The 19,256-nt window shown below is 70.3% G+C and carries 20 protein-coding genes and 1 riboswitch; of the genes, 10 read left to right on the top strand and 10 right to left on the bottom strand.

The window, feature by feature from the left end; all coding sequences use genetic code 11:
- Window position 1: 1 nt before the first annotated feature.
- The 4 genes from ACFVWD_RS34840 to ACFVWD_RS34825 form a co-directional block, all read right to left on the bottom strand.
- A complete protein-coding gene (locus ACFVWD_RS34840; protein ID WP_389601933.1) occupies window positions 2-520 on the bottom strand; it encodes a GNAT family N-acetyltransferase in 519 nt (172 codons plus the stop codon).
- An 86-nt stretch (window positions 521-606) separates the two neighbouring features.
- A complete protein-coding gene (locus ACFVWD_RS34835) occupies window positions 607-1,428 on the bottom strand; it encodes an SgcJ/EcaC family oxidoreductase (protein ID WP_389601932.1) in 822 nt (273 codons plus the stop codon).
- A gap of 4 nt (window positions 1,429-1,432) precedes the next feature.
- Entirely contained in the window at window positions 1,433-2,080 is a 648-nt protein-coding gene (locus ACFVWD_RS34830) for a hypothetical protein (RefSeq protein ID WP_389601930.1), read from the bottom strand.
- Between the two features lie 199 nt (window positions 2,081-2,279).
- A complete protein-coding gene (locus ACFVWD_RS34825; RefSeq protein ID WP_099942075.1) occupies window positions 2,280-2,855 on the bottom strand; it encodes a TerD family protein in 576 nt (191 codons plus the stop codon).
- 196 nt (window positions 2,856-3,051) lie between these two features.
- Between ACFVWD_RS34825 and arfB the strand changes: the two genes are divergently transcribed.
- The 3 genes from arfB (at window position 3,052) to ACFVWD_RS34810 (ending at window position 4,935) form a co-directional block, all read left to right on the top strand.
- The gene (arfB, locus tag ACFVWD_RS34820) at window positions 3,052-3,489 is read left to right on the top strand and encodes an alternative ribosome rescue aminoacyl-tRNA hydrolase ArfB (protein ID WP_389601928.1); all 438 of its coding nucleotides are present in this window, start codon (window positions 3,052-3,054) and stop codon (window positions 3,487-3,489) included.
- 99 nt (window positions 3,490-3,588) lie between these two features.
- Window positions 3,589-3,876, top strand: coding sequence for a hypothetical protein (locus ACFVWD_RS34815; protein WP_054235132.1), 288 nt, complete (start codon window positions 3,589-3,591; stop codon window positions 3,874-3,876).
- A gap of 84 nt (window positions 3,877-3,960) precedes the next feature.
- Window positions 3,961-4,935 carry a sigma-70 family RNA polymerase sigma factor gene (locus ACFVWD_RS34810; protein WP_389601926.1) on the top strand — a complete coding sequence of 325 codons (975 nt, stop codon included), beginning with the start codon at window positions 3,961-3,963 and terminating at the stop codon, window positions 4,933-4,935.
- Between the two features lie 32 nt (window positions 4,936-4,967).
- Here ACFVWD_RS34810 and ACFVWD_RS34805 read toward each other — a convergent pair whose 3' ends face one another.
- Window positions 4,968-5,477, bottom strand: coding sequence for a flavin reductase family protein (locus tag ACFVWD_RS34805; protein ID WP_101404335.1), 510 nt, complete (start codon window positions 5,475-5,477; stop codon window positions 4,968-4,970).
- Window positions 5,478-5,895: 418 nt separating this feature from the next.
- On the opposite strand from ACFVWD_RS34805, the gene cdgB reads away from it, so the two are divergent.
- Together cdgB and ACFVWD_RS34795 are read left to right on the top strand one after the other, a co-directional pair.
- A complete protein-coding gene (gene cdgB, locus ACFVWD_RS34800) occupies window positions 5,896-7,620 on the top strand; it encodes a diguanylate cyclase CdgB (protein WP_389601924.1) in 1,725 nt (574 codons plus the stop codon).
- A gap of 117 nt (window positions 7,621-7,737) precedes the next feature.
- Window positions 7,738-8,718, top strand: a complete 981-nt coding sequence (locus tag ACFVWD_RS34795; protein WP_389601922.1) for a CBM35 domain-containing protein — start codon at window positions 7,738-7,740, stop codon at window positions 8,716-8,718.
- Between the two features lie 77 nt (window positions 8,719-8,795).
- On the opposite strand, the gene ACFVWD_RS34790 is transcribed toward ACFVWD_RS34795, so the two are convergent.
- From ACFVWD_RS34790 to ACFVWD_RS34780, 3 genes are all read right to left on the bottom strand, one after another.
- Window positions 8,796-9,725, bottom strand: a complete 930-nt coding sequence (locus tag ACFVWD_RS34790) for a 1-phosphofructokinase family hexose kinase (protein ID WP_389601920.1) — start codon at window positions 9,723-9,725, stop codon at window positions 8,796-8,798.
- Window positions 9,726-9,872: 147 nt separating this feature from the next.
- Window positions 9,873-11,018 (bottom strand): N-acetylglucosamine-6-phosphate deacetylase, encoded by a 1,146-nt coding sequence (gene nagA / locus ACFVWD_RS34785; RefSeq protein WP_384914436.1) that lies wholly within the window; start codon window positions 11,016-11,018, stop codon window positions 9,873-9,875.
- On the bottom strand, window positions 11,018-11,974 hold the full coding sequence (locus ACFVWD_RS34780; RefSeq protein ID WP_389601918.1) for an ROK family protein: 957 nt from the start codon (window positions 11,972-11,974) through the stop codon (window positions 11,018-11,020). The genes nagA and ACFVWD_RS34780 overlap by 1 nt, the downstream gene beginning before the upstream one ends.
- A gap of 149 nt (window positions 11,975-12,123) precedes the next feature.
- Here ACFVWD_RS34780 and ACFVWD_RS34775 point away from each other — a divergent pair, with 149 nt between their 5' ends.
- From ACFVWD_RS34775 to otsB, 3 genes are all read left to right on the top strand, one after another.
- A complete protein-coding gene (locus ACFVWD_RS34775) occupies window positions 12,124-13,401 on the top strand; it encodes an ABC transporter substrate-binding protein (RefSeq protein WP_389601916.1) in 1,278 nt (425 codons plus the stop codon).
- A gap of 34 nt (window positions 13,402-13,435) precedes the next feature.
- Entirely contained in the window at window positions 13,436-13,663 is a 228-nt protein-coding gene (locus ACFVWD_RS34770; protein ID WP_389601914.1) for a DUF3263 domain-containing protein, read from the top strand.
- Between the two features lie 94 nt (window positions 13,664-13,757).
- A complete protein-coding gene (otsB, locus tag ACFVWD_RS34765; RefSeq protein WP_389601912.1) occupies window positions 13,758-14,636 on the top strand; it encodes a trehalose-phosphatase in 879 nt (292 codons plus the stop codon).
- Between the two features lie 58 nt (window positions 14,637-14,694).
- Here otsB and ACFVWD_RS34760 read toward each other — a convergent pair whose 3' ends face one another.
- Both ACFVWD_RS34760 and ACFVWD_RS34755 read right to left on the bottom strand, forming a co-directional pair.
- A complete protein-coding gene (locus tag ACFVWD_RS34760) occupies window positions 14,695-16,092 on the bottom strand; it encodes a trehalose-6-phosphate synthase (protein ID WP_389601910.1) in 1,398 nt (465 codons plus the stop codon).
- A 113-nt stretch (window positions 16,093-16,205) separates the two neighbouring features.
- Complete coding sequence (locus ACFVWD_RS34755; protein WP_385383383.1) at window positions 16,206-17,150, bottom strand: glucosyl-3-phosphoglycerate synthase; 945 nt, start codon at window positions 17,148-17,150, stop codon at window positions 16,206-16,208.
- A gap of 179 nt (window positions 17,151-17,329) precedes the next feature.
- Window positions 17,330-17,477: riboswitch (SAM riboswitch) on the top strand.
- A 17-nt stretch (window positions 17,478-17,494) separates the two neighbouring features.
- On the opposite strand from ACFVWD_RS34755, the gene thrC reads away from it, so the two are divergent.
- Window positions 17,495-18,823: a threonine synthase gene (thrC, locus tag ACFVWD_RS34750; RefSeq protein ID WP_389601908.1), complete on the top strand. Its 1,329-nt coding sequence runs from the start codon at window positions 17,495-17,497 to the stop codon at window positions 18,821-18,823.
- A 100-nt stretch (window positions 18,824-18,923) separates the two neighbouring features.
- Entirely contained in the window at window positions 18,924-19,199 is a 276-nt protein-coding gene (locus tag ACFVWD_RS34745; protein WP_389601906.1) for a MoaD/ThiS family protein, read from the top strand.
- Window positions 19,200-19,256: the final 57 nt, after the last annotated feature.

The following is a 19,256-nucleotide window of genomic DNA, read 5'->3' as shown; positions in this document are numbered from 1 at the left end:
CTCAGGTCCTCCCGTTCAGCGCCTTGCGCAGCACCGCGCAGGGGCGGCCCAGTCGGCGGTCCTCGCGGTGGCCGATGGTCTCGTAGCCGAGGGCGGTCCAGAACGCGAGGCCCCGGGGGTTGTTGTCGAGCACGGCGAGGCGGGCGGCGTCTCGGCCGGTGCGGCGGAACCTCTCCTCGACGAGTGCCACGAGCTCACGCCCGTACCCCTTGCGCTGCTCCCTCGCGTCCACCATCAGCAGTCCGATCCACGGATCCGGATCGGCGGGGTCGGGGTGGTGCGCGAGGGTGATCGCGACCCCGACGAGCCGCCCCGCACTCCGCGCGAGCAGCACCTCGGCCCCCGGATGCGCCATCTCCTCGGTGAGCGCCGCCGCGACCTGCTCCGGCCGGATGTTGTGGGCGTCGGGGAAATCCCCGCTCAGGGAGAAGAACTCGTGGTGGGAGGCATAGAGGGAGGTGAGTTCGCCGAGGAGGGCGACGGGGATGTCGTGGCCGGGCGCGAGGGCTTCGAGAATCACGCGGTGCAGGCTAGCCAACAGGCTGGTCGGCCGGGCCCGTGCCCGGTGGTGGCCGGGCACGGGTGGGGAGGAGCAGCGGGGGACGGTCAGGTCTCGTCAGGGGCGGACGGGGGGCGGGGACCGCCGAAGCCGTGTTCGGAGAGGTCGAACCAGTTGCCCTCCGGGTCCATGGCCCGGTATTCGGCGAAGGGGCGGTTGGTGAAGCGTTCGGCGGGCTTGTCCGCGCCCGCTTCGGCCAGGGCCGCCGAGGTGGCTTCCGTGTCGGAGATGTGGAAACCGAAGTGGTTCATGCCGAGCGGGGTGTCGCCGTCGAGGCGGTGCTTGATGAGGGCCAGGGAGAGGTAGCCGTCGGAGAGGAAGCAACTGCCGTCGGGATCCCGGTGGAAGAGTTCCATCGAGAAGACCGAGGTGTAGAAGGCGGCCAGTTTCTCCGGGTCCTTGGCGACGATCGCCAGATGGCGGAGCTTGGGACGGGCCTGTTCGGACTCGGTGGGCTGCGGCACGGCGGCTGTCTCCTTCGGGATCGCCGGGATCATGTTGTGGAACGCGGTGAGGTGCCAGTCCCCGGTGGCGGTCCGTTCCGCTATCGCCAAGGCGTGTGTCTTCGCCAGGGGCGTGTCCGCGGCGGTGAGGATCGTCGACTCGGCCTCGACGGTCGCCAGGTCGGGGCGCAGGTGACGGACCGCGACGACCCTCGCGTCCAGTCGCGTCGAGGCGTACTGGGTGCGGAACAGGCGGTCGTGGCCGGCCGCGATGCCCGCCCGGCCCGGTGGCTTGTCCCCTCGCACGGTGGTGAAGTCGCAGTCCGGGGAGAAGACGGAGGCGAAGAGCGTGGCGTCGGCCGAGACCCAGGCGCGGGCCATCGTTTCCCACAGGGCGTGGATCGGGTGCGTTTCGGCGGTCGTCATGACGTCAGACACCTACCGCGGTGATCGTACGGACGCGCAGGGGGAGTTCGGTGCAGTCGCTGTCGAGATGTTCGGCCGGGGGCGGGGCCCAGGCCGCGAGCGCGTGGTAGAACGCGTCGGCCCGGCGCTCCAGATAGCAGATGATGTTGATCGGCCAGGCCGTCTGCCCGAAGACGTGGCGGTCCATCGGGGTGGGGCGCTCACTGAGGACGACGGCGCGTTCCTGCGGCGGGCCCATGCGGTGCCAGTCGGGGTGCATGTGGATGGAGCCCAGCAGTTCCAGGCCCAGGGCGTCCGCTTCCTTGGAGGCCTTGAGGAGGTCCCGGGAGTCGATCCACCAGGCGCGGTGCTCGTTCTCGTAGGCCGGTCCGAAGCGGGGCACGATCGTCTCGCTGAACTCGAGGCGGGCGGCCGGGTCCGAGGTCCGTGCGTTGCGGCCGAAGGCGACGCGTTCGACGTGGAGGGTGCCCCGGCCGGCGTTGCCCAGGAGGAGGGCGAAGCAGGGGAGGGGGGTTCGGGGGGTGATGAGCTGGTACTCGGTGACCGCGGCGGTGAGGAAGTCGTCGAGTGCCTGGTTGTCCATCAGGACGGTGGGGGGAGCGCTGTTGTTCGTACAGTGCTCGTCCGATAAGTCGGACAGGGAGTGGGACATGAGGTGGGGGCTCCGTTTCCCGTGGGGGGTGAGCGGGACGTCCGAGAGCCTAGAGGTGAATGCTTGAAGGTTTCAGTACCTTGCTTGGAACGTGGGGATATCCCTACGGAGGCAGGGAGCGGGGCGCGGGCGGTGGGAACGCGAGGAGCCCCTGGTCCGGTGTCCCGGGCCAGGGGCTCCTTCAACCGCCTTGTACGGATCAGACGTTGACGCCGAAGTCCTGGGCGATGCCCACGAGGCCCGAGGCGTAACCCTGGCCGACCGCGCGGAACTTCCACTCCGCGCCGTTGCGGTAGAGCTCGCCGAAGACCATGGCGGTCTCGGTGGCGGCGTCTTCCGACAGGTCGTAGCGGGCGATTTCGGTGCCGCCGGCCTGGTTGATGATGCGGATGTAGGCGTTGCGGACCTGGCCGAAGTTCTGCGAGCGGGTCTCCGCGTCGTAGATCGAGACCGGGAAGACGATCTTGTCGATGTCGGCGGGGAGGCCCGCCAGGTTGACGTTGATCGCCTCGTCGTCGCCCGCGCCCTCGCCCGTGCGGTTGTCGCCGGTGTGGACGATGGTCTGGTCCGGGGTCTGCTTGTTGTTGAAGAAGATGAAGTGGGCGTCCGAGTAGACCTTGCCCTGGGTGTTGACCGCGATGGCGGAGGCGTCGAGGTCGAAGTCGGTGCCCGTGGTGGAGCGGACGTCCCAGCCGAGGCCCACGGTGACGGCGGTCAGGCCCGGAGCCTCCTTGGTGAGCGAGACGTTGCCACCCTTGGACAGGCTTACAGCCATTGTTGGGAGTCCCTTCCCTCGTTGCGTACGTGCGCTGTGCCCGTACGTATGGGCTTCGTACGGGCACGAAGCTACAGCTACCCCTAAGAACGCCAAGAGGGGTGTCGAAGGTTCCTGGTCTCTTTACTTTCTTTACCCTCTTGGCGGACACGTGGCGGCGAAAACAGGGTGACGTGGACCGGACATCCACGCGACCATGGACCTCATGTCCGGTCCTTACGTCATCCGCGGCTCCGTCTCCCTGCCCGAGGCCGAGCTCCTGTGGCGTTTCTCCCGCTCCAGCGGGCCCGGCGGACAGCACGTCAACACCAGTGACTCGCAGGTCGAGCTGAGGTTCGACCTCGCGAAGACCGAGGCGCTGCCCCCGGTCTGGAAGGAGCGCGCCCTCGTCAAGCTCGCCGGGCGGCTCGTCGACGGCGTCATCAGCGTCCGCGCGTCCGAGCACCGGTCGCAGTGGCGCAACCGGGAGACCGCGGCCGTGCGACTCGCCTCCCTGCTCGCCGAGGCCACCGCGCCACCGCCCAAGCCCCGCCGGGCCACCCGCATCCCCCGGGGGATCAACGAACGGCGGCTGCGCGAGAAGAAACAGCGCTCCGACACCAAGCGGGGCCGCTCCGGACGCGACTGGGGTTAGGGGCACCCGCGACACCCGTGAGTCTTTCGCGGGCGTGTCGGCCATTGCGTGGGTATGAGGTGACAGGCCTTTGTGGCGAGTTGTCGCTAATCTCATGGAATGGACGGATACGAGGACAGGGCGCACCTGGAGTGGTGGGCCAATCGATCGACCTGCCTGGCGCGGATTCCCGTCCGGCTGCGGCAGGCCGCCGTGCCCGACGCCCGTGCGTGGGACGCCGTCGTCTCCGCGCCGCTGGACAGCGGCGCGCGGGAGGACATGCAGTTCCTGATCGAGGCCAGTCCGTACTTCACCCTCCGCTTCGCGGACGATTCCGTGAACGAGGTCGAAGTGGAGCGTTCCGGGGACGGCGGCCGGCTGCGACTGAGCGCCGTCCCGGAGACGTGACGTCACATCAGGAGGCCGCGGTCCGTCAATGCCATGACGGGCAAGTCCGTGCCGGACCGCGGCGGCGACCAGGAGATGTGACGTATGAGCGACAGCGAATTTCCCGGAGAGAACGGGAATGACGACAAGAATGCGAAGAACGCGAACGCGAAGAAGGCCGAGAACGCGAAGGACGGCGCGAACGCGAACGAATTTCTCGCCGCGCGATTCGAATCCCACCGCGATCATCTCCGCTCCGTCGCCTATCGCATGCTCGGCTCCCTCGCGGAGGCCGACGACGCCGTCCAGGAGGCCTGGCTCAAGCTCAGCCGTGTCGACGCCGACCGGGTCGACAACCTCGGCGGCTGGCTGACGACCGTCGTCGGCCGGGTCTGTCTCGACATGCTGCGCTCCCGCCGAAGTCGTGCCGAGGAGCCGCTCGGCCCCCTGGCGGAGGGGCCCGGCGTCCGGATGCCGGAGCCGGTGCTCAGCCCCGTCTCGGGCATCGACCCCGAACAGGAGGCGCTGCTCGCCGACTCGGTGGGCCTCGCCCTGTTGGTCGTACTGGAGACGCTGACGCCCGCCGAACGGCTCGCCTTCGTGCTGCACGACCTGTTCGCGGTGCCCTTCGAGGAGATCGCGCCCATCGTGGGCCGTACGCCGACGGCGTCCCGTCAGCTCGCCAGCCGGGCCCGGCGCAGGGTCCAGGGCGGGGCGCCCGTGCCCGATCCCGACCTGGCGCGGCAGCGGGAGGTCGTGGACGCGTTCCTCGCGGCGGCGCGGGAGGGCGACCTCGACGCGCTCGTCGCGGTGCTCGACCCGGACGTGGTGGCGCGCAGCGAGGGCGGGGCGACGGCGGGTGCGATCGCCGTGGCCTCGGGGGCGAGCGGGTACGCGCACCTGGCCCGGATCGCGCGGCCCGCCCTCGTCAACGGCGCCGCGGGTGTGGTCGTGGTCGCGGAGGGGCGCCTCGTCGGTGTCCTCGCCTTCACGGTCGTGCACGGCAGGATCGCCGCCATCGACATCCTCAACGACCCGGAGCGGCTGGCCGGGCTGGACGTCACCGTCCTCGACCGGTAGTTCCCCGCCGCCAGGCCCTCGAAGAAAGGACGTCAGCCCAACTGCCGGTAGCGCCCCTTGAAGTGCAGCAGCGGTCCGCCGTCCCCGCTCGGTACCGACGCGGTCAGCACCCGCCCGATGACGAGGGTGTGGTCACCGGCGGCGACCCGCTGCTCGGTGCGGCACTCCAGGGTCGCCAGGGCGCCGCCCACCAGGAGTGCCCCGGACGTCTCGCCACGGACGTACGGAATGTCCTCGAAGAGCAGACGGTCGCTGATGCGGCCCTTCATGGCGAAGCGGCCCGCGATGTGGCGCTGGCTCTCGGAGAGCACGGAGACGGCCCACAGGGGCTGTTCGTCGAGCAGGTCGTCCATACGGGAGCCCTCGCGCAGGCTGACCATGACGAGGGGCGGGTCCAGGGAGACGGACAGGAAGGCCGTCGCCGTCATGCCGACGTCCTCGCCGCCGGGGCCTTCCGGGTCCAGCGCGGGCTCGTGCGCGGTCACCAGGACCACACCCGCGGCCAGCCGGGACATGGCGGCACGGAACTCGTCGTTGCTCACCCCCTCAGCATGCACGGAGGGGGTGAGTGGAGCGGCAGAGGGAGTGTTCAGCACGCCGAAACGCTAGTCTCCGACCCCGGGGAGCCACATCGGGCCTCGGTCCGAGCCCGGTCCTAAGCCGGGTCCTAGGTCTCGGGACGGACACAACTGCTCACAGTGTCTACACAGCGTCCAAATAAGCGTGCAGTAAACACACGGGGAAATGCAGAAACCCCACTCAATTGCTCATCTTCCGCTGTGACTTGAGTCACAGGAGCCATATTTTGTTGACCCTGTGTACCGAGTGGGCAGCGCGCTGTGATTCAGTGGCGGGGAAGCTATGCACGAAGCTACCAAGTAGTACGCGAGAGAACAGTAAGAGAACCAGGTACGCCGAAGACAACCCTGGAGTTGCTGCGAGGTCTCGAGGGGAGGGCGAATGGAGACCGAGTCGGAGCCCTATGTCCGTCTTGCGACCCTGCGGCAGCTGCATCAGGTGATGGCGGACATGAACACCGCGCGGAGCCTGGCGGACACGCTGCAGACCGTCGCCGACGGCGTGGTCACGGGCCTCGGCTACGAGCTGGCGTGTGTCAATCTCGTACGCCCCGACGGCGACCTCGTGGTCGCCGCGCTCGCCGGCAACTCCGCCGCCGAAGCGCTGATCACCGGCCGGGTCGGCTCCCGCGCCTCCTGGGACCGCCGGCTGAACATGGGCGAGGCCTGGGGTGATCTGCGCTTCATTCCGCACACCGAGGGCTGGGTCCTCGACGACGACGACGTACCGCAGTGGTACACGGACGGACCCGCGCCGCGCTTCGAGGACGAGTGGCACCCCTCCGACCGCCTCTTCGCGCCCATGTACACCCCGGGAATCTCCGGCGCCAGCACCGGTGAGCTGATCGGCGTCCTGTCCGTGGACCGGCCGCGCAACGGACGGCGCCCCGGCGCGTGGGGGCGCGAGGCGCTCCAGATGTACGCCTTCCAGGCCGCCATCGCCATCAGCAACGCGCGTCTACGAGCCAATATGCAGCGCGCCCTGGTCCGCCTCGAGCGCGAGCAGCAGGCCCTGCGCGCCAGCGAGGAGAGCTTCCGGCAGGCCTTCGAGTACGCACCCTCCGGCATGGCGATCGCCGAGATGGGCGGCGACCAGCACGGCCGCATCCTGCGCACCAACGACGCCCTGTGCCGCCTCCTCGGCCGCCCCGCCTCCGCGATGCGCCGCTACTCCTTCTCCGACCTCGTGCACCCCGAGGACATCGGCACCCTGCTCCGGACGTCCGCCGAGGGCGGGCGCGCCGAGCTCAGACTCGGCCGCCGCGACGGCACCTACGTCTGGGTCTCGCTGCGCAACTCCGTCGTCGCGGACGCCGCCGACGGCCCCCGCTTCCTGCTCACGCACGTCGAGGACATAGAGGAACGCAAGCGCCGCGAGCTCCAGCTCGCCCACCGCGCCTCGCACGACTCGCTCACCGGCCTGCCGAACTCGGCCGAGCTGCGCTCCCGCCTCGGCTCCCGCCTCTGCCGGCGCCCCGGGGCCCTTCAGCCGGGCACGGTCGAGTCGCTGGACGCGGCGTACGGGCACGGTCCGTTCGCGGACCAGGCGGCCGAGCACAACTCCTTCGACGGCCACCCCGGCGGCGGCGCAGGCACCGCGGGCAACGGGAGCGGGCACGGATTCGACCTCGCCGCGGGCTTCGACGCGTACGACGCCTTCGACCACCATGTGCACACCATCGCGCCCGAGGGCGAGACGGACGACGGCACCAAGGGGCTCGCGGTGCTCTTCTGCGACCTCGACGGCTTCAAGTCGATCAACGACCGCTTCGGGCACAACGCGGGCGACGCGGTGCTCATCGAGGTCGCCAGACGTCTGACGAACGGTGTCCGGGACGGCGACACGGTCGCCAGGCTCGGCGGTGACGAGTTCGTGGTGCTCGCCGACGGGCTCGGCCGGGCCGACGCGGCCGACCTCGCCGTACGACTGCGGAACGCGATCATCCCGCCGATCCGTGTGGACGGCCGGGCCGTCCGGGTGGGCGCCAGCTTCGGTATCGGGTGGGCACACTGTGGCATGACGGCGGACGAGGTCTTGAAATCCGCTGACGAACGTATGTACGTCGAGAAACGGTCTCGTCCCAAACAGCATCGGCGTGCCGGATAAGTCACAGGTCAGTGGGTTGATGCGGTGAAGCCCACCCGTTTGGCCCCTTGGGAGCGGGTAGGCTCGCCATTCATCCATGTACCGCATCTGAACCGCACCTGTTGAGGAGACCAAGGGATGACGCCCGGCAACAACGGCGCGAGCACGCCCGAGGACGACGACCCGTTCGGCTATCTGTACGCCGACGGTCAGGCCAACGGCGCCACTCCGCCCAGCGGAGGCGGCGGCTACGGCTACCCCGGCTCGGTCAACCGGGTGCGGGCGGTCGGCGAACGCCAGTACGGACAGCAGCAGCCCGGTTACGGCCAGCAGGCCCCTACCGCGCAGTACGGCCAGCAGGGCGCCCCGACCGCACCGTACGGCCAGGTGCCGCAGCAGGGCGCCTACGGCCAGCCGAACGCGCACTACGCGGCGCCCGAGACCGTCCCCGGCGGAGCCCCGACCGGCCGGCAGTCGTCGGGAGGCGGCGGTCGCGGCCGCGGACCGAACACCAAGGGCCTGCTGATCGGCGCCATCGCGGTGGTCGCCGCCGTCGTCATCGGCATCGGTATCGCCATGATGAACGACAACTCGAACGACGACAGCAAGGACACGGCGGGCGGCGGCTCGACCCCGACGGCCTCCGAGAGCGCGTCCCCGAGCGCGTCGACCTCGCCGTCGGCGGTCGCCGGTGAGCTCCCGAAGACCGACGCGAAGGCGCTGAGCCTGGGGACGGGTGTCACGACGACGTCGGACGTCAAGGGTGCGAAGGCGGGCGGCGGCGTCTACGTCACGGGCTTCAATCAGGTCGGTGCGGCCGTCACCTGGAACGTCAGCGGTATCCCCAAGGCCGGCAAATACACGCTGTACGTCAACTACGGGGTGCCCGGCAAGGATGCCAACGCCACGCTCACGATCAATGGCACGGTCCAGAGTCGCTTTCTCAACCTGAAGAACTTTGCCAATGCCGCAGAGGGCGACTACGAGAAGGGCTGGACCAACACCTGGGGGGACATCACCCTCAACAAGGGCACCAACACCATCAAGATCTCCTGCGAGCAGGGCAACCAGTGCGACGCGAACTTCGACCAACTCTGGTTGGAAGCAGGGTGGAAGTAGTCCGAGAGGTAAGTGAAGCGTCCCTGCCCGCCTCATGAGGCGGGCAGGGACGCTTCTACGTTTCCCACGCCGTGGCGTCACGCCGCCGTCGCGTCCCCCGTCACCGCGATCTGGTCGAGCAGGGTCGCGTACGCCAGGTGGTCGAACTCGCCCGCCACCGGCGCCAGTACGGTCGCCGCGGACAGGGCGACGGCCCGGGCGAGGCGCTCCGGCCATGGCAGGTTCTCCACCAGTCCCGACAGCAGGCCCGCGACCGCGGAGTCGCCCGCGCCGGTCGGGTTGCCGTGGACGCGGCGCGGTGGGGTGGCACGCCAGAGGCCGTCCGGAGTGTGGGCGAGCAGGCCCTGGGCGCCCAGTGAGGCCACGACGGCGTGCGCGCCGCGTCTGCGGGCGTCCCGGGTCGCCTGCAACGGCTCGTGGGAGCCGGTGAGTTCGGCCAGTTCGTCGGCGTTCGGCTTGACGATGTCGGGACGGGCGGCGACGCCCCGGCGCAGGGGTTCGCCGCTGGTGTCCAGGAGGACCGGGACGGCCGCCGCGCGGGCCGCGCGGATCAGTCCCGCGTACGCGCCCACCGGCACCCCCGGCGGCAGGCTGCCGCACAGGGCCACCGCCGAGGCGGAGCGCAGCAGCACCTCGTAGGCCTCCTGGAAGGCCGCCCACTCGGCAGGGGTGATCTCCGGTCCTGGCTCGTTGAGTTGAGTGGTGTCACCCGTCGTCGTGTCGACCACGGCTATCGTGCGGCGCGTCGGCCCCTCGACCGGGATCAGCGCGTCCACCACCCCGGTTGTGTCCGCGAGTTGGTCCCGCAGGGCGCGGCCCGTCGCGCCGCCCGTGAAACCCGTGACCGTCACGTCGTGGCCGAGGGCGGCGAGCACCCGGGCCACGTTCAGGCCCTTGCCGCCGGGGCGTTCGGTCACCTCGGTCACCCGGTGCGCGGTGTGCGGGCGCAGGGACCGTACGCGATAGGTGATGTCGAGAGCGGTGTTCAGTGTGACCGTGAGGATCATCCGGACCGACCTCCCTCGATGAATGCGCTGGCCGACAGTTTCGGGTTCCGGAGAATCCGGAGGCCCGATCATGCCAAAGACAACGGCGGTCGGCCCAGTCCCGGGACGACCGCCGTACGTCACATCGCGCTCCAATCGGAGGGCGAATCAGCCCAGTTGCGGGTCAACCACCCATTCGCCCCGGCGCATCACGCCCTTGAGGGCGAACTCCGCGTCCAGGACCACCAGGTCGGCGTCCTTGCCCGGTTCCAGCGAGCCCACCGTGTCGTACAGGCCGAGCAGGCGGGCCGGGTTGGCGGACAGGGCCGCGACGATGTCCTCGACCGGCAGCCGGTCGACGGTCACCGCCCGCTGGAAGGCGCGGTCGAGGGTGAGCGTGGAGCCCGCGATCGAGCCGCCCTCCACCAGCCGGGCGACCCCTTCGCTGACCTCGACCTCCAGCGGGCCGAGCCGATAGCGGCCGTCGCCGAAGCCCGCCGCGTCCATGGCGTCCGTGATGAACGCCACCCGGTCCGCGCCCGCGTGATGGAACGCCAGCTGGAGCGCGGCGGGGTGGAGGTGGGTGCCGTCGTTGATCAGCTCGACGGTGATCCGCTCGTCCTCCAGGAGGGCGGCGATGGGGCCGGGCGTGCGGTGTCCGAGCGCCGGCATGGCGTTGAACAGGTGCGTGGCGACGGTCGCGCCCGCGTCGATGGCCTCCACCGTCTGCTCGTACGTCGCGTCCGTGTGCCCGATCGCCGCGATCACCCCGTGTTCGGCGAGCAGGCGTACGGAGTCGATGCCGCCCGGCAGTTCGGTGGCGAGGGTGACCATGCTGGCCCGGCCGCGTGCCGCGTCGATCAGCTTGCGGACCTCGGCCGGGTCCGGGTCGCGCAGCAGTTCCTCGGAGTGCGCGCCCTTGCGGCACGGCGAGATGAACGGGCCCTCGAAGTGGATGCCCGCGATGTCGCCCTGCTCGGCCAGCTCGGAGAGCAGCCCGGCGCGCTGGGCGAGGCCGTCCATGTCACCGGTCACGGTCGAGGCGACGAGGGTGGTGGTGCCGTGCAGCCGGTGGGTGTGGACGCCCCGCAGGACCTCCTCGACGGTCCCGGAGGTGAAGGAGGCACCGCCGCCGCCGTGGTTGTGGAGGTCCACGAAGCCGGGGACGAGCCAGTGGCCCGACAGGTCCAGTGTCCGCGCCGACGAGGGCGCGCTGCCGGCGATGCGTGTGCCGTCGACGATCACACGACCGTCGTCGACGACTCCGGTGGGCAGTACCACCCTGGCACCGGCGAGAACCGTTCTAGGGGCCATCAGGTGGTTACCTCCGAAGTCGGTCGGGAAGTGGTCGGCTGATTCAGCAGGTCCCAGGCGAGCAGGCCCGCGCCCAGGCAGCCGGCCGTGTCCCCGAGGGCCGCGGGGACGAGGGACGGCAGTTTCTGGAAGGTGACGCGCCGCTCGACGGCGGCCCGTAGCGGTGTGAACAAGGTTTCCCCGGCCTCGGCGAGACCGCCACCGATGATCAGAGTGCGCGGGTCCAGCAGGGTGAGCGCGGTGACGAGCCCGTCGGCGAGCGCGTCGATGGCGTCCTGCCAGACCTCCCGCGCCCGAGCGTCCCCGGACTCGACGGCCTTCGCGCAGTCGGCGGCGTCCGCCTCCGGGTCCCCGCAGGCCTCGGCCCAGGCCTGGCTGACGGCGGCGGCGGACGCGTACCGCTCCAGACAGCCGTGCTGCCCGCACGGACACGGGGTCCCGCCGGGGCGAACGACGACATGGCCGATCTCGCCCGCGAAACCGTGCGCGCCCGCCTCGACGCCGCCGTCGATGCCGATCGCGCCCGCGATACCGGTACCGAGGGGGACGAACAGGAAACGGTCGGCCCCCTGCCCCGCGCCGATCCGGCCCTCCGCGAGCCCGCCGGTGCGCACGTCGTGTCCGAGCGCCACCGGCACCCCGCCCAGCCGGTCGCCGAGCAGCCGGCGCATCGGGACGTCGCGCCAGCCCAGGTTGGCCGAGTACGCCGCCACGCCCCGGTCGGCGTCGACGATGCCGGGAACGGCGACTCCGGCGGCCGCCGCCGGCTCGCCGAGGTGGTGCTCGCCGTACGCGCGCAGCTCGGCCGCGAAGTCGAGGATCGCGTCGACCACGGCTTCCGGACCGCGCTCGCGGCCGGTGGCGCGGCGGGCCTGGTGGAGGAGCTCGCCCTCCGACCCGACCAGGGCGGCCTTCATCCCGGTGCCGCCCACATCGAGGGCGATGACATGTCTCACGGGGACAGTGTCGCCCCTTACCCCAGGAGAGGTCTAGTCCACTCACGTGGTGTAGACCTTGTATCCGCATTCCGAGACGGATGCAACGGACGCAGAAGCAAAGACGGACAGCCTCTGGACAGGGGCGGCCGGGGGTTGGGAGAAGTGCGGTGCAGCGGCGTAGGACAGGACGTAGGACAGTACTGATCGCGGCGGCGTCCGCGCTGGGCATGACGGCGACCCTCGCGGGCTGCGGCGGCTCGGCCGGTTCCGGGGACGTGACCCTCAGACTCGTGGCCGCCGACTACGGGGACTCCAAGGCCAACAGCTCCCAGAAGTACTGGGACAAGCTCGTCAAGGCGTACGAGGCCGAACACCCCGGGACCAAGGTCGAGGTCAGCGTCTACCCGTGGACGGACGTCGACCGCAAGGTCAAGGAGATGGTCGCGCGGGGCGACGCCCCCGACATGGCGCAGATCGGCGCGTACGCCGACTACGCCGACAAGGGCGAGCTGTACAAGGCCGAAGAGGTGCTCTCCATACCCGTCCAGGCCGACTTCGTCGCGCAGCTCACCGATGCGGGGAAGATGAACCGGATGCAGTACGGCATGCCGTTCGCCGCCTCCACCCGGCTGCTCTTCTACAACAAGAAGCTGTTCTCCGCCGCGGGTCTCGGCGCGCCGACGACCTGGAGTGAACTGGCCGCCGACGCGCAGGCGCTGAAGGCCCGGGGCGTCAAGATCCCGTACGCGCTGCCCCTCGGTCCCGAGGAGGCGCAGGCCGAGACCATGCAGTGGCTGCTGAGCGGCGGCGACGGCTACACCGACGACGTCGGCACCTACAGCCTCGACTCCGCCCAGAACGTCGCCACCCTCACCTGGCTCAAGGACGACCTGGTCGGCAAGGGGCTGACCGGACCGGTCGCGCCCGCGAAGCTCAATCGCGCGGACGCCTTCGCGGCGTTCGCGCGCGGCGAGGTCGGGATGCTCAACGGGCACCCCACGCTGATGAAGATGGCCGCCGACAAGGGCGTGAAGTTCGGGATGGTGCCGATGCCCGGCGTCAGCGGGAAGAGCCGGGCCACGATGGGTGTCGCCGACTGGATGATGGCCTTCAAGAAGAACGGCCACCGGGATCAGATCGGTACGTTCCTCGACTACGTCTACAGCGAGAAGAACGTGCTCGCCTTCTCGCACGAGTACGACCTGCTGCCGGTCACGACGTCCGCGTCCGAGGCGATGGCGGCGGACAGCGACGACGCGGACCTCACCCCGTTCCTGGACGAGCTCCCCTCCTCCCAGCTCTATCCGGTCGGCAAGACGTCCTGGGCCGCCGTCAGCGCCGACATCAAGAAGCAGATCGGCAAGGCGGTCTCCCCGGACGGCAGCCCGGCCGGGATCCTCGGCTCGCTCCAGCAGACGGCGACCACGACGGACTCCGCGGGGTAGCCCCGCTGTCGGTGGCGGGAGCTACGGTGCGGTCATGGACGAACTGAGCGGGAGGGAGCGGGGGATCCTCGCCATGGAGCGCCGTTCCTTCGCGGGGCCCGGCGCGAAGGAACGAGCGATACGCGAGCAACTCGGTCTCGCCCCCGTCCGCTACTACCAACTCCTCAACGCCCTCCTCGACGACCCCCGCGCCCTCGCCCACGACCCGATCACGGTGAACCGCCTCCGCCGCATCCGGGACACCCGCCGCGCGGACCGCTGACACCGGCACCGGCCGGGGGTCGCCGCCCGGCGTTCGAGGACTGTGACTCGGTGAGCCGTGGGTGCGCCCGGGGGTGCGCGGATAGGGTCGGAGCATGGGCAGCCACTCGGAAATCCCGGAATCCCCGGACGTCACGGAACCCTTGCCGACCCCCGTGACCCCCGCCGGACGCGACGGCCTCGAAGCCATCCTCACCCGGCCCGACCGGGCCGTCATCGCGCTCGACTTCGACGGAACACTCGCCCCCATCGTCGCCGACCCGGAACAGGCCCGCGCCCACCCCGACGCGGTCCCCGCCCTCGCGGCCCTCGCCCCGGAGGTCGCCTCCGTGGCCGTCGTCACCGGCCGCCCCGCCGGCGTGGCGGTTCGCCACGGCGGCTTCGCGGGCGTCCCGGGCCTCGACCACCTCGTCGTCCTCGGCCACTACGGCGCCGAACGCTGGGACGCCCGCACCGGTACCGTCAACGCCCCCGCCCCGCACCCCGGCGTCGCCGCCGTCCGTGCCGAGCTGCCCGGGGTCCTCGACAGGATCGGCGCCTGGCACGGCACCTGGATCGAGGAGAAGGGCCGCGCGGTCGCCGTCCACACCCGCCGCGCCGAGGACCCCCAGGCCGCGTTCGAGGCACTGCGCGAACCCCTCACCGACCTCGCCACCCGCCACGGCCTGATCGTCGAACCCGGCCGGATGGTCCTCGAACTCCGTCCCCCGGGCACGGACAAGGGCGTCGCCCTCCTGGAGTACGTCCGCGAGGTCCGCGCCGAAGCCGTCATGTACGCCGGCGACGACCTGGGCGACCTCCCCGCCTTCGCCGCCGTCGACAAACTCCGCTCGGACGGCGTCCCGGGCCTGCTGGTGTGCAGCGGCAGCACGGAAGTCACCGAACTGGCCGAACGAGCGGATCTTGTGGTCGACGGCCCGGCGGGAGTCGTACGCCTGCTGAGGAGACTGGCGGCACACTGCAGCGCCCCGTAAGGGGCGCGAGGAACTGCGCGACCAGCCACCACGCACCCGCAGCCGACAGACTCCCGACTCAGCCCTCCAACTCCCGCAACTGCTCAAGAAACCACTGCGCCGGAGGCAAGGCGGTCCCGGCGGCAGCCAACCGCTTCGTACGTTCCGCCCGCTCGCCCAGCGGCATGGTCAGCGCCGCGTCCAGCGCCCGCGCGGTGCCGACCACGTCGTACGGGTTCACCACCACCGCGTCCTCGCCCAGCTCCTCGTACGCCCCCGCCTCCCGTGAGAGCACCAGCACGCACCCCTCGTCGGAGACGACCGGCACCTCCTTGGCGACGAGGTTCATGCCGTCGCGGATGGGGTTGACGAGGGCGACGTCGGCGAGCCGGTACGCGGCCAGGGAGCGGGCGAAGTCGTCCTTGACGTGGAGGACGACCGGGGTCCATCCCGGTGTGCCGTAGCGGGCGTTGATCTCGGTCGCCACGCGCTGCACCTCGGCCGTGTAGTCGCGGTAGACGGCCAGGTCTTGGCGGGAGGGGTAGGCGAAGGCCACGTGGACGACGCGCTCGCGCCACTCCGGGTGATCCTCCAGCAGCTGCCGGTACGCCAGCAGGCCCCGCACGATGTTCTTCGACAGCTCGGTCCGGTCGACCCGCACGATCGTCCTGCGGTCCTCGCCGATCTGCTCGCGCAGCGCGGCCATGCGGTCCGCGACGTCCGCCTCGTGCGAGCGCCTGCGCAGGAAGTCCGCGTCCGCGCCGAGCCCGTGCACGCCGATCCGGGTGTCGCCGAGCCCGCCGACGAGCGCGTCGCAGCAGGTGGTGAACGCGTCCGCCCAGCGCCGGGTGAGGAAGCCGAGCCGGTCCGCGCCGAGCATGCCGCGCAGCACCTGTTCGGCGATGTCGTCGGGCAGCATCCGGAAGTAGTCGACCGGCGCCCAGGGGGTGTGCGAGAAGTGGCCGATCCGCAGGTCGGGGCGGAGCTCGCGCAGCATCCCGGGGACGAGGGTCAGGTGGTAGTCCTGGACGATCACCGCCGCGCCCTGCGCCGCCTCCGCGGCCAGAGCTTCGGCGAACGCGCTGTTGTACGCCTCGTACGACGCCCACTGGCGCCGGAACTCCGCGTCGAAGACCGGCTCCAGCGGGGTCTGGTACAGCATGTGGTGGACGAACCACAGCACGGAGTTCGCGATGCCGTTGTACGCGTCCGCGTGCACGTCGGCGTCGATGTCCAGCATCCGTACGCCGTCCTCGGCGACCCCGCGCCGGACCGCCTCGCGGTCGCCGTCGCCGAGCGCCGAGCACACCCACAGGGCTCCCGCGTCCGGCCCGATCGCGGAGAGGCCCGAGACCAGCCCGCCGCCACCGCGCCTGGCGCGCAGCGAGCCGTCCTCCTGGACCTCGTAGGTGACCGGGCCGCGGTTGGATGCGACGAGGATGTGGTGGGCGCCTTGCGTTGAAGCGGGGGAAGCCATGCCTCGAAACCTAGCCCGGCGTCGAAACGCTCAAACGTTCCCTTCAGCCGTATGCCGCCCGCGGGCCGGTGGGGGCTGCTCGCGCAGTTCCCCGCGCCCCTGACGGGGCGCTGCTACGCCGCCCTTCGTTTCTGGTATTCGGAGATTTCGACCATCGGCGGACGTTCCTCCGTGTCCACCGAGTACGTGCGCGGCTCGAAACCGTCCCTGCTCCGTTCGAACTGGGTGAGGGCCGGGCGGATCAGGTGGCCGCGGGCCAGCCGGAGCTGGGCCGTGCGGTAGATCGCGGCGGACATCCGGCCCAGCGCCTGCCCGTCCTGGTGGCGGTGCTTGCGCACGCCCACGTCGACCTGGGCGAGCGCGTCCAGGCCCACCAGGTGCAGGGCGTCGACCAGCATGCCCAGCTCGATCCCGTACCCGACGGGAAAGGGGAGCTGTTCGAGCAGCGAGCGGCGGGCCGCGTACTCCCCGCCGAGCGGCTGCACGAAGCCGGCCAGCTGCGGCCAGTGCATGTTGAGGAGGGGGCGGGCCATGAGTTCGGTGACCCGGCCGCCCTGCCCCGCCGCACCGCCGAGCGGACGGTCGTACATCGCCTTGACGAGGTCCACACCGGGCTCGGTGAGCAGCGGCCCCACGATCCCGGAGACGAAGTCCGAGGAGAACTCCTTCAGATCCGCGTCGATGAAACAGATGATGTCCCCGCTCGTCACGAGGAGGGAACGCCACAGCACCTCGCCCTTGCCGGGCACGGTCGGGATGCGCGGCAGGATCTCGTCCCGGTGCACCACGCGCGCGCCCGCCGCGGCGGCCACCTCCGAGGTGCGGTCGGTCGAGCCCGAGTCGATGACGACGATCTCGTCGACGAGGGGCACCTGCTGCATCAGGTCGTGGCGGATGATGGCGACGATCTCGCCGACCGTCTCCTCCTCGTTCAGCGCCGGCAGGACGACGCTCACCGAGGAGCCCGTGGCCCGTTTGGCGGACATGAGTCTGTGGAGCGGGCGATCGGCCACGGACCAGGAGCGATTGCTCAGCCAGCGCTCAGTTTCCTTCAGCACAGTCTGCGGCTCCTCACTGTCTGATCACCCGGTGTCTCACGGTGTGATCCATCTCGCGGTTCGGACGACTATCTCAACTGTCCTGGCCTTCGGTTACAGTCTTGAACAACGCGGATGACCATCGCATGTCGTAGATCATTTGCGGACCACCGCACGACCCGCACGACACAACCGAATACCGCTCATCCAGAGGGGCAGAGGGATACGGCCCGATGAAGCCCCGGCAACCCTCCAGCTGGTTCCTGTCACATTGATGTGGCGAGGCTCCCGGCTAGGGAAGGTGCCAAATCCGTCTCACGGCGAAGTGCGTCGTGAGGAAGATGAGGAGAAAGGGCCTCGCCTCCATGGCTGCGCAGACTGTTGCAAGTTCGACTGTTGCAAGCACCACGAACCCTGTCGCGGGCGACACCACCACCGTAGTCGGTGTGGATCTCGGACCCGCCGCCGCGCTTTCCTGCCGCGAGTGCGGGCACCGCGTGCCGCTCGGCCCGGTCTTCGCCTGCGAGGAGTGTTTCGGCCCGCTGGAGATCGCGTACGACTTCTCGGCCTACGAAACCGAAGAGCTCCGGGCGCGCATCGAAGCGGGCCCCGCGAACATCTGGCGCTACGCGCCGCTGCTGCCCGTCCCGGCCGACGTCGCCGACAAGCCGAACATCAACCCCGGCTGGACCAAGCTCGTCAAGGCCGACAACCTCGCCCGCGAGCTGGGCGTCGAGGCCGGCAAGCTCTTCGTCAAGGACGACTCCGGCAACCCGACGCACTCCTTCAAGGACCGCGTCGTGGCGCAGGCCATCGAGGCCGCCCGCGCGTTCGGCTTCACCACCCTCTCCTGCTCCTCCACCGGCAACCTCGCCGGCGCCGTGGGTGCCGCCGCCGCCCGCGCCGGCTTCCGCTCCTGCGTGTTCATCCCGCACGACCTGGAGCAGGGCAAGGTCGTCATGGCCGCGATCTACGGCGGCGAGCTCGTCGGCATCGAGGGCAACTACGACGACGTGAACCGCTTCTGCTCCGAGCTGATCGGCGACCCGGCCGGCGAGGGCTGGGGCTTCGTCAACGTCAACCTGCGGCCGTACTACGCGGAGGGCTCCAAGACCCTGGCGTACGAGATCTGCGAGCAGCTGGGGTGGAAGCTCCCCGACCAGCTCGTGGTGCCCATCGCCTCCGGCTCCCAGCTCACGAAGATCGACAAGGGTCTTCAGGAGCTGATCAAGCTCGGACTGGTCGAGGACAAGCCGTACAAGATCTTCGGTGCCCAGGCCGAGGGCTGCTCGCCGGTGTCCGTCGCCTACAAGGCCGGCCACGACGTCGTACGGCCCCAGAAGCCGAACACCATCGCCAAGTCGCTGGCGATCGGCAACCCGGCGGACGGGCCGTACGTGCTGGACATCGCGCGGCGCACGGGTGGGGCCGTGGAGGACGTGAACGACGAGCAGGTCGTGGACGCGATCAAGCTGCTCGCGCGCACGGAGGGCATCTTCGCGGAGACCGCCGGTGGTGTGACGGTGGGCGTGACGAAGAAGCTGATCGAGAACGGGCTGCTGGATCCGACGCTGACCACCGTCGTCCTGAACACCGGTGATGGTCTGAAGACGCTGGACGCGGTGGCCGGTACGGGGCTGACGGCGACCATTCGTCCCAGCCTGGACTCTTTCCGAGAGGCCGGGCTCGCGTAGCGCTTGGCTGCGAGGGCTGTTTTTCGCTGCGGGCCGGTGGGGGCCGGTCGCGCAGTTCCCCGCGCCCCTACGGGCGCTACCCGACCGGAGGTCACAAGGAATGAGCGTCAATGTCCGCATCCCCACCATCCTGCGCACCTACACCGGTGGTCAGGCCGAGGTGACGGCCGAGGGTGGGACCCTCGGCGAGGTCATCGCCGATCTGGAGAAGAACCACTCCGGTATCTCCGCCCGCGTTCTTGACGACCAGGGCAAGCTGCGCCGGTTCGTCAACGTCTATGTGAACGATGACGACGTCCGCTTCGAGCAGGGCCTGGAGACGGCGACGCCGGACGGCGCGGGCGTCTCGATCATTCCCGCCGTCGCCGGTGGCTGACCACCTCGCGGGCCGTTACCCAGGGTGAGATTGTTACCCTTGGTAATGCCAATTACC

It is taken from the genome of Streptomyces sp. NPDC058086, assembly GCF_042885015.1.
GTDB lineage: Bacteria > Actinomycetota > Actinomycetes > Streptomycetales > Streptomycetaceae > Streptomyces.
This window is presented reverse-complemented; position numbering and strand designations above follow the sequence as displayed.

What these genes read in the sequence shown, in the direction of transcription:
- ACFVWD_RS34825 (WP_099942075.1), bottom strand. Translation starts at nt 2,855, where the DNA reads ATGGCTGTAAGCCTGTCCAAGGGTGGCAACGTCTCGCTCACCAAGGAG.
- ACFVWD_RS34790 (WP_389601920.1), bottom strand. Translation starts at nt 9,725, where the DNA reads ATGATCCTCACGGTCACACTGAACACCGCTCTCGACATCACCTATCGC.
- ACFVWD_RS34760 (WP_389601910.1), bottom strand. Translation starts at nt 16,092, where the DNA reads ATGGCTTCCCCCGCTTCAACGCAAGGCGCCCACCACATCCTCGTCGCA.
- ACFVWD_RS34745 (WP_389601906.1), top strand. Translation starts at nt 18,924, where the DNA reads ATGAGCGTCAATGTCCGCATCCCCACCATCCTGCGCACCTACACCGGT.
- thrC (WP_389601908.1), top strand. Translation starts at nt 17,495, where the DNA reads ATGGCTGCGCAGACTGTTGCAAGTTCGACTGTTGCAAGCACCACGAAC.
- ACFVWD_RS34810 (WP_389601926.1), top strand. Translation starts at nt 3,961, where the DNA reads ATGAGCGACAGCGAATTTCCCGGAGAGAACGGGAATGACGACAAGAAT.
- nagA (WP_384914436.1), bottom strand. Translation starts at nt 11,018, where the DNA reads ATGGCCCCTAGAACGGTTCTCGCCGGTGCCAGGGTGGTACTGCCCACC.
- ACFVWD_RS34770 (WP_389601914.1), top strand. Translation starts at nt 13,436, where the DNA reads ATGGACGAACTGAGCGGGAGGGAGCGGGGGATCCTCGCCATGGAGCGC.
- ACFVWD_RS34835 (WP_389601932.1), bottom strand. Translation starts at nt 1,428, where the DNA reads ATGACGACCGCCGAAACGCACCCGATCCACGCCCTGTGGGAAACGATG.
- arfB (WP_389601928.1), top strand. Translation starts at nt 3,052, where the DNA reads ATGGACCTCATGTCCGGTCCTTACGTCATCCGCGGCTCCGTCTCCCTG.
- ACFVWD_RS34795 (WP_389601922.1), top strand. Translation starts at nt 7,738, where the DNA reads ATGACGCCCGGCAACAACGGCGCGAGCACGCCCGAGGACGACGACCCG.
- ACFVWD_RS34830 (WP_389601930.1), bottom strand. Translation starts at nt 2,080, where the DNA reads ATGTCCCACTCCCTGTCCGACTTATCGGACGAGCACTGTACGAACAAC.
- ACFVWD_RS34815 (WP_054235132.1), top strand. Translation starts at nt 3,589, where the DNA reads ATGGACGGATACGAGGACAGGGCGCACCTGGAGTGGTGGGCCAATCGA.
- otsB (WP_389601912.1), top strand. Translation starts at nt 13,758, where the DNA reads ATGGGCAGCCACTCGGAAATCCCGGAATCCCCGGACGTCACGGAACCC.
- cdgB (WP_389601924.1), top strand. Translation starts at nt 5,896, where the DNA reads ATGGAGACCGAGTCGGAGCCCTATGTCCGTCTTGCGACCCTGCGGCAG.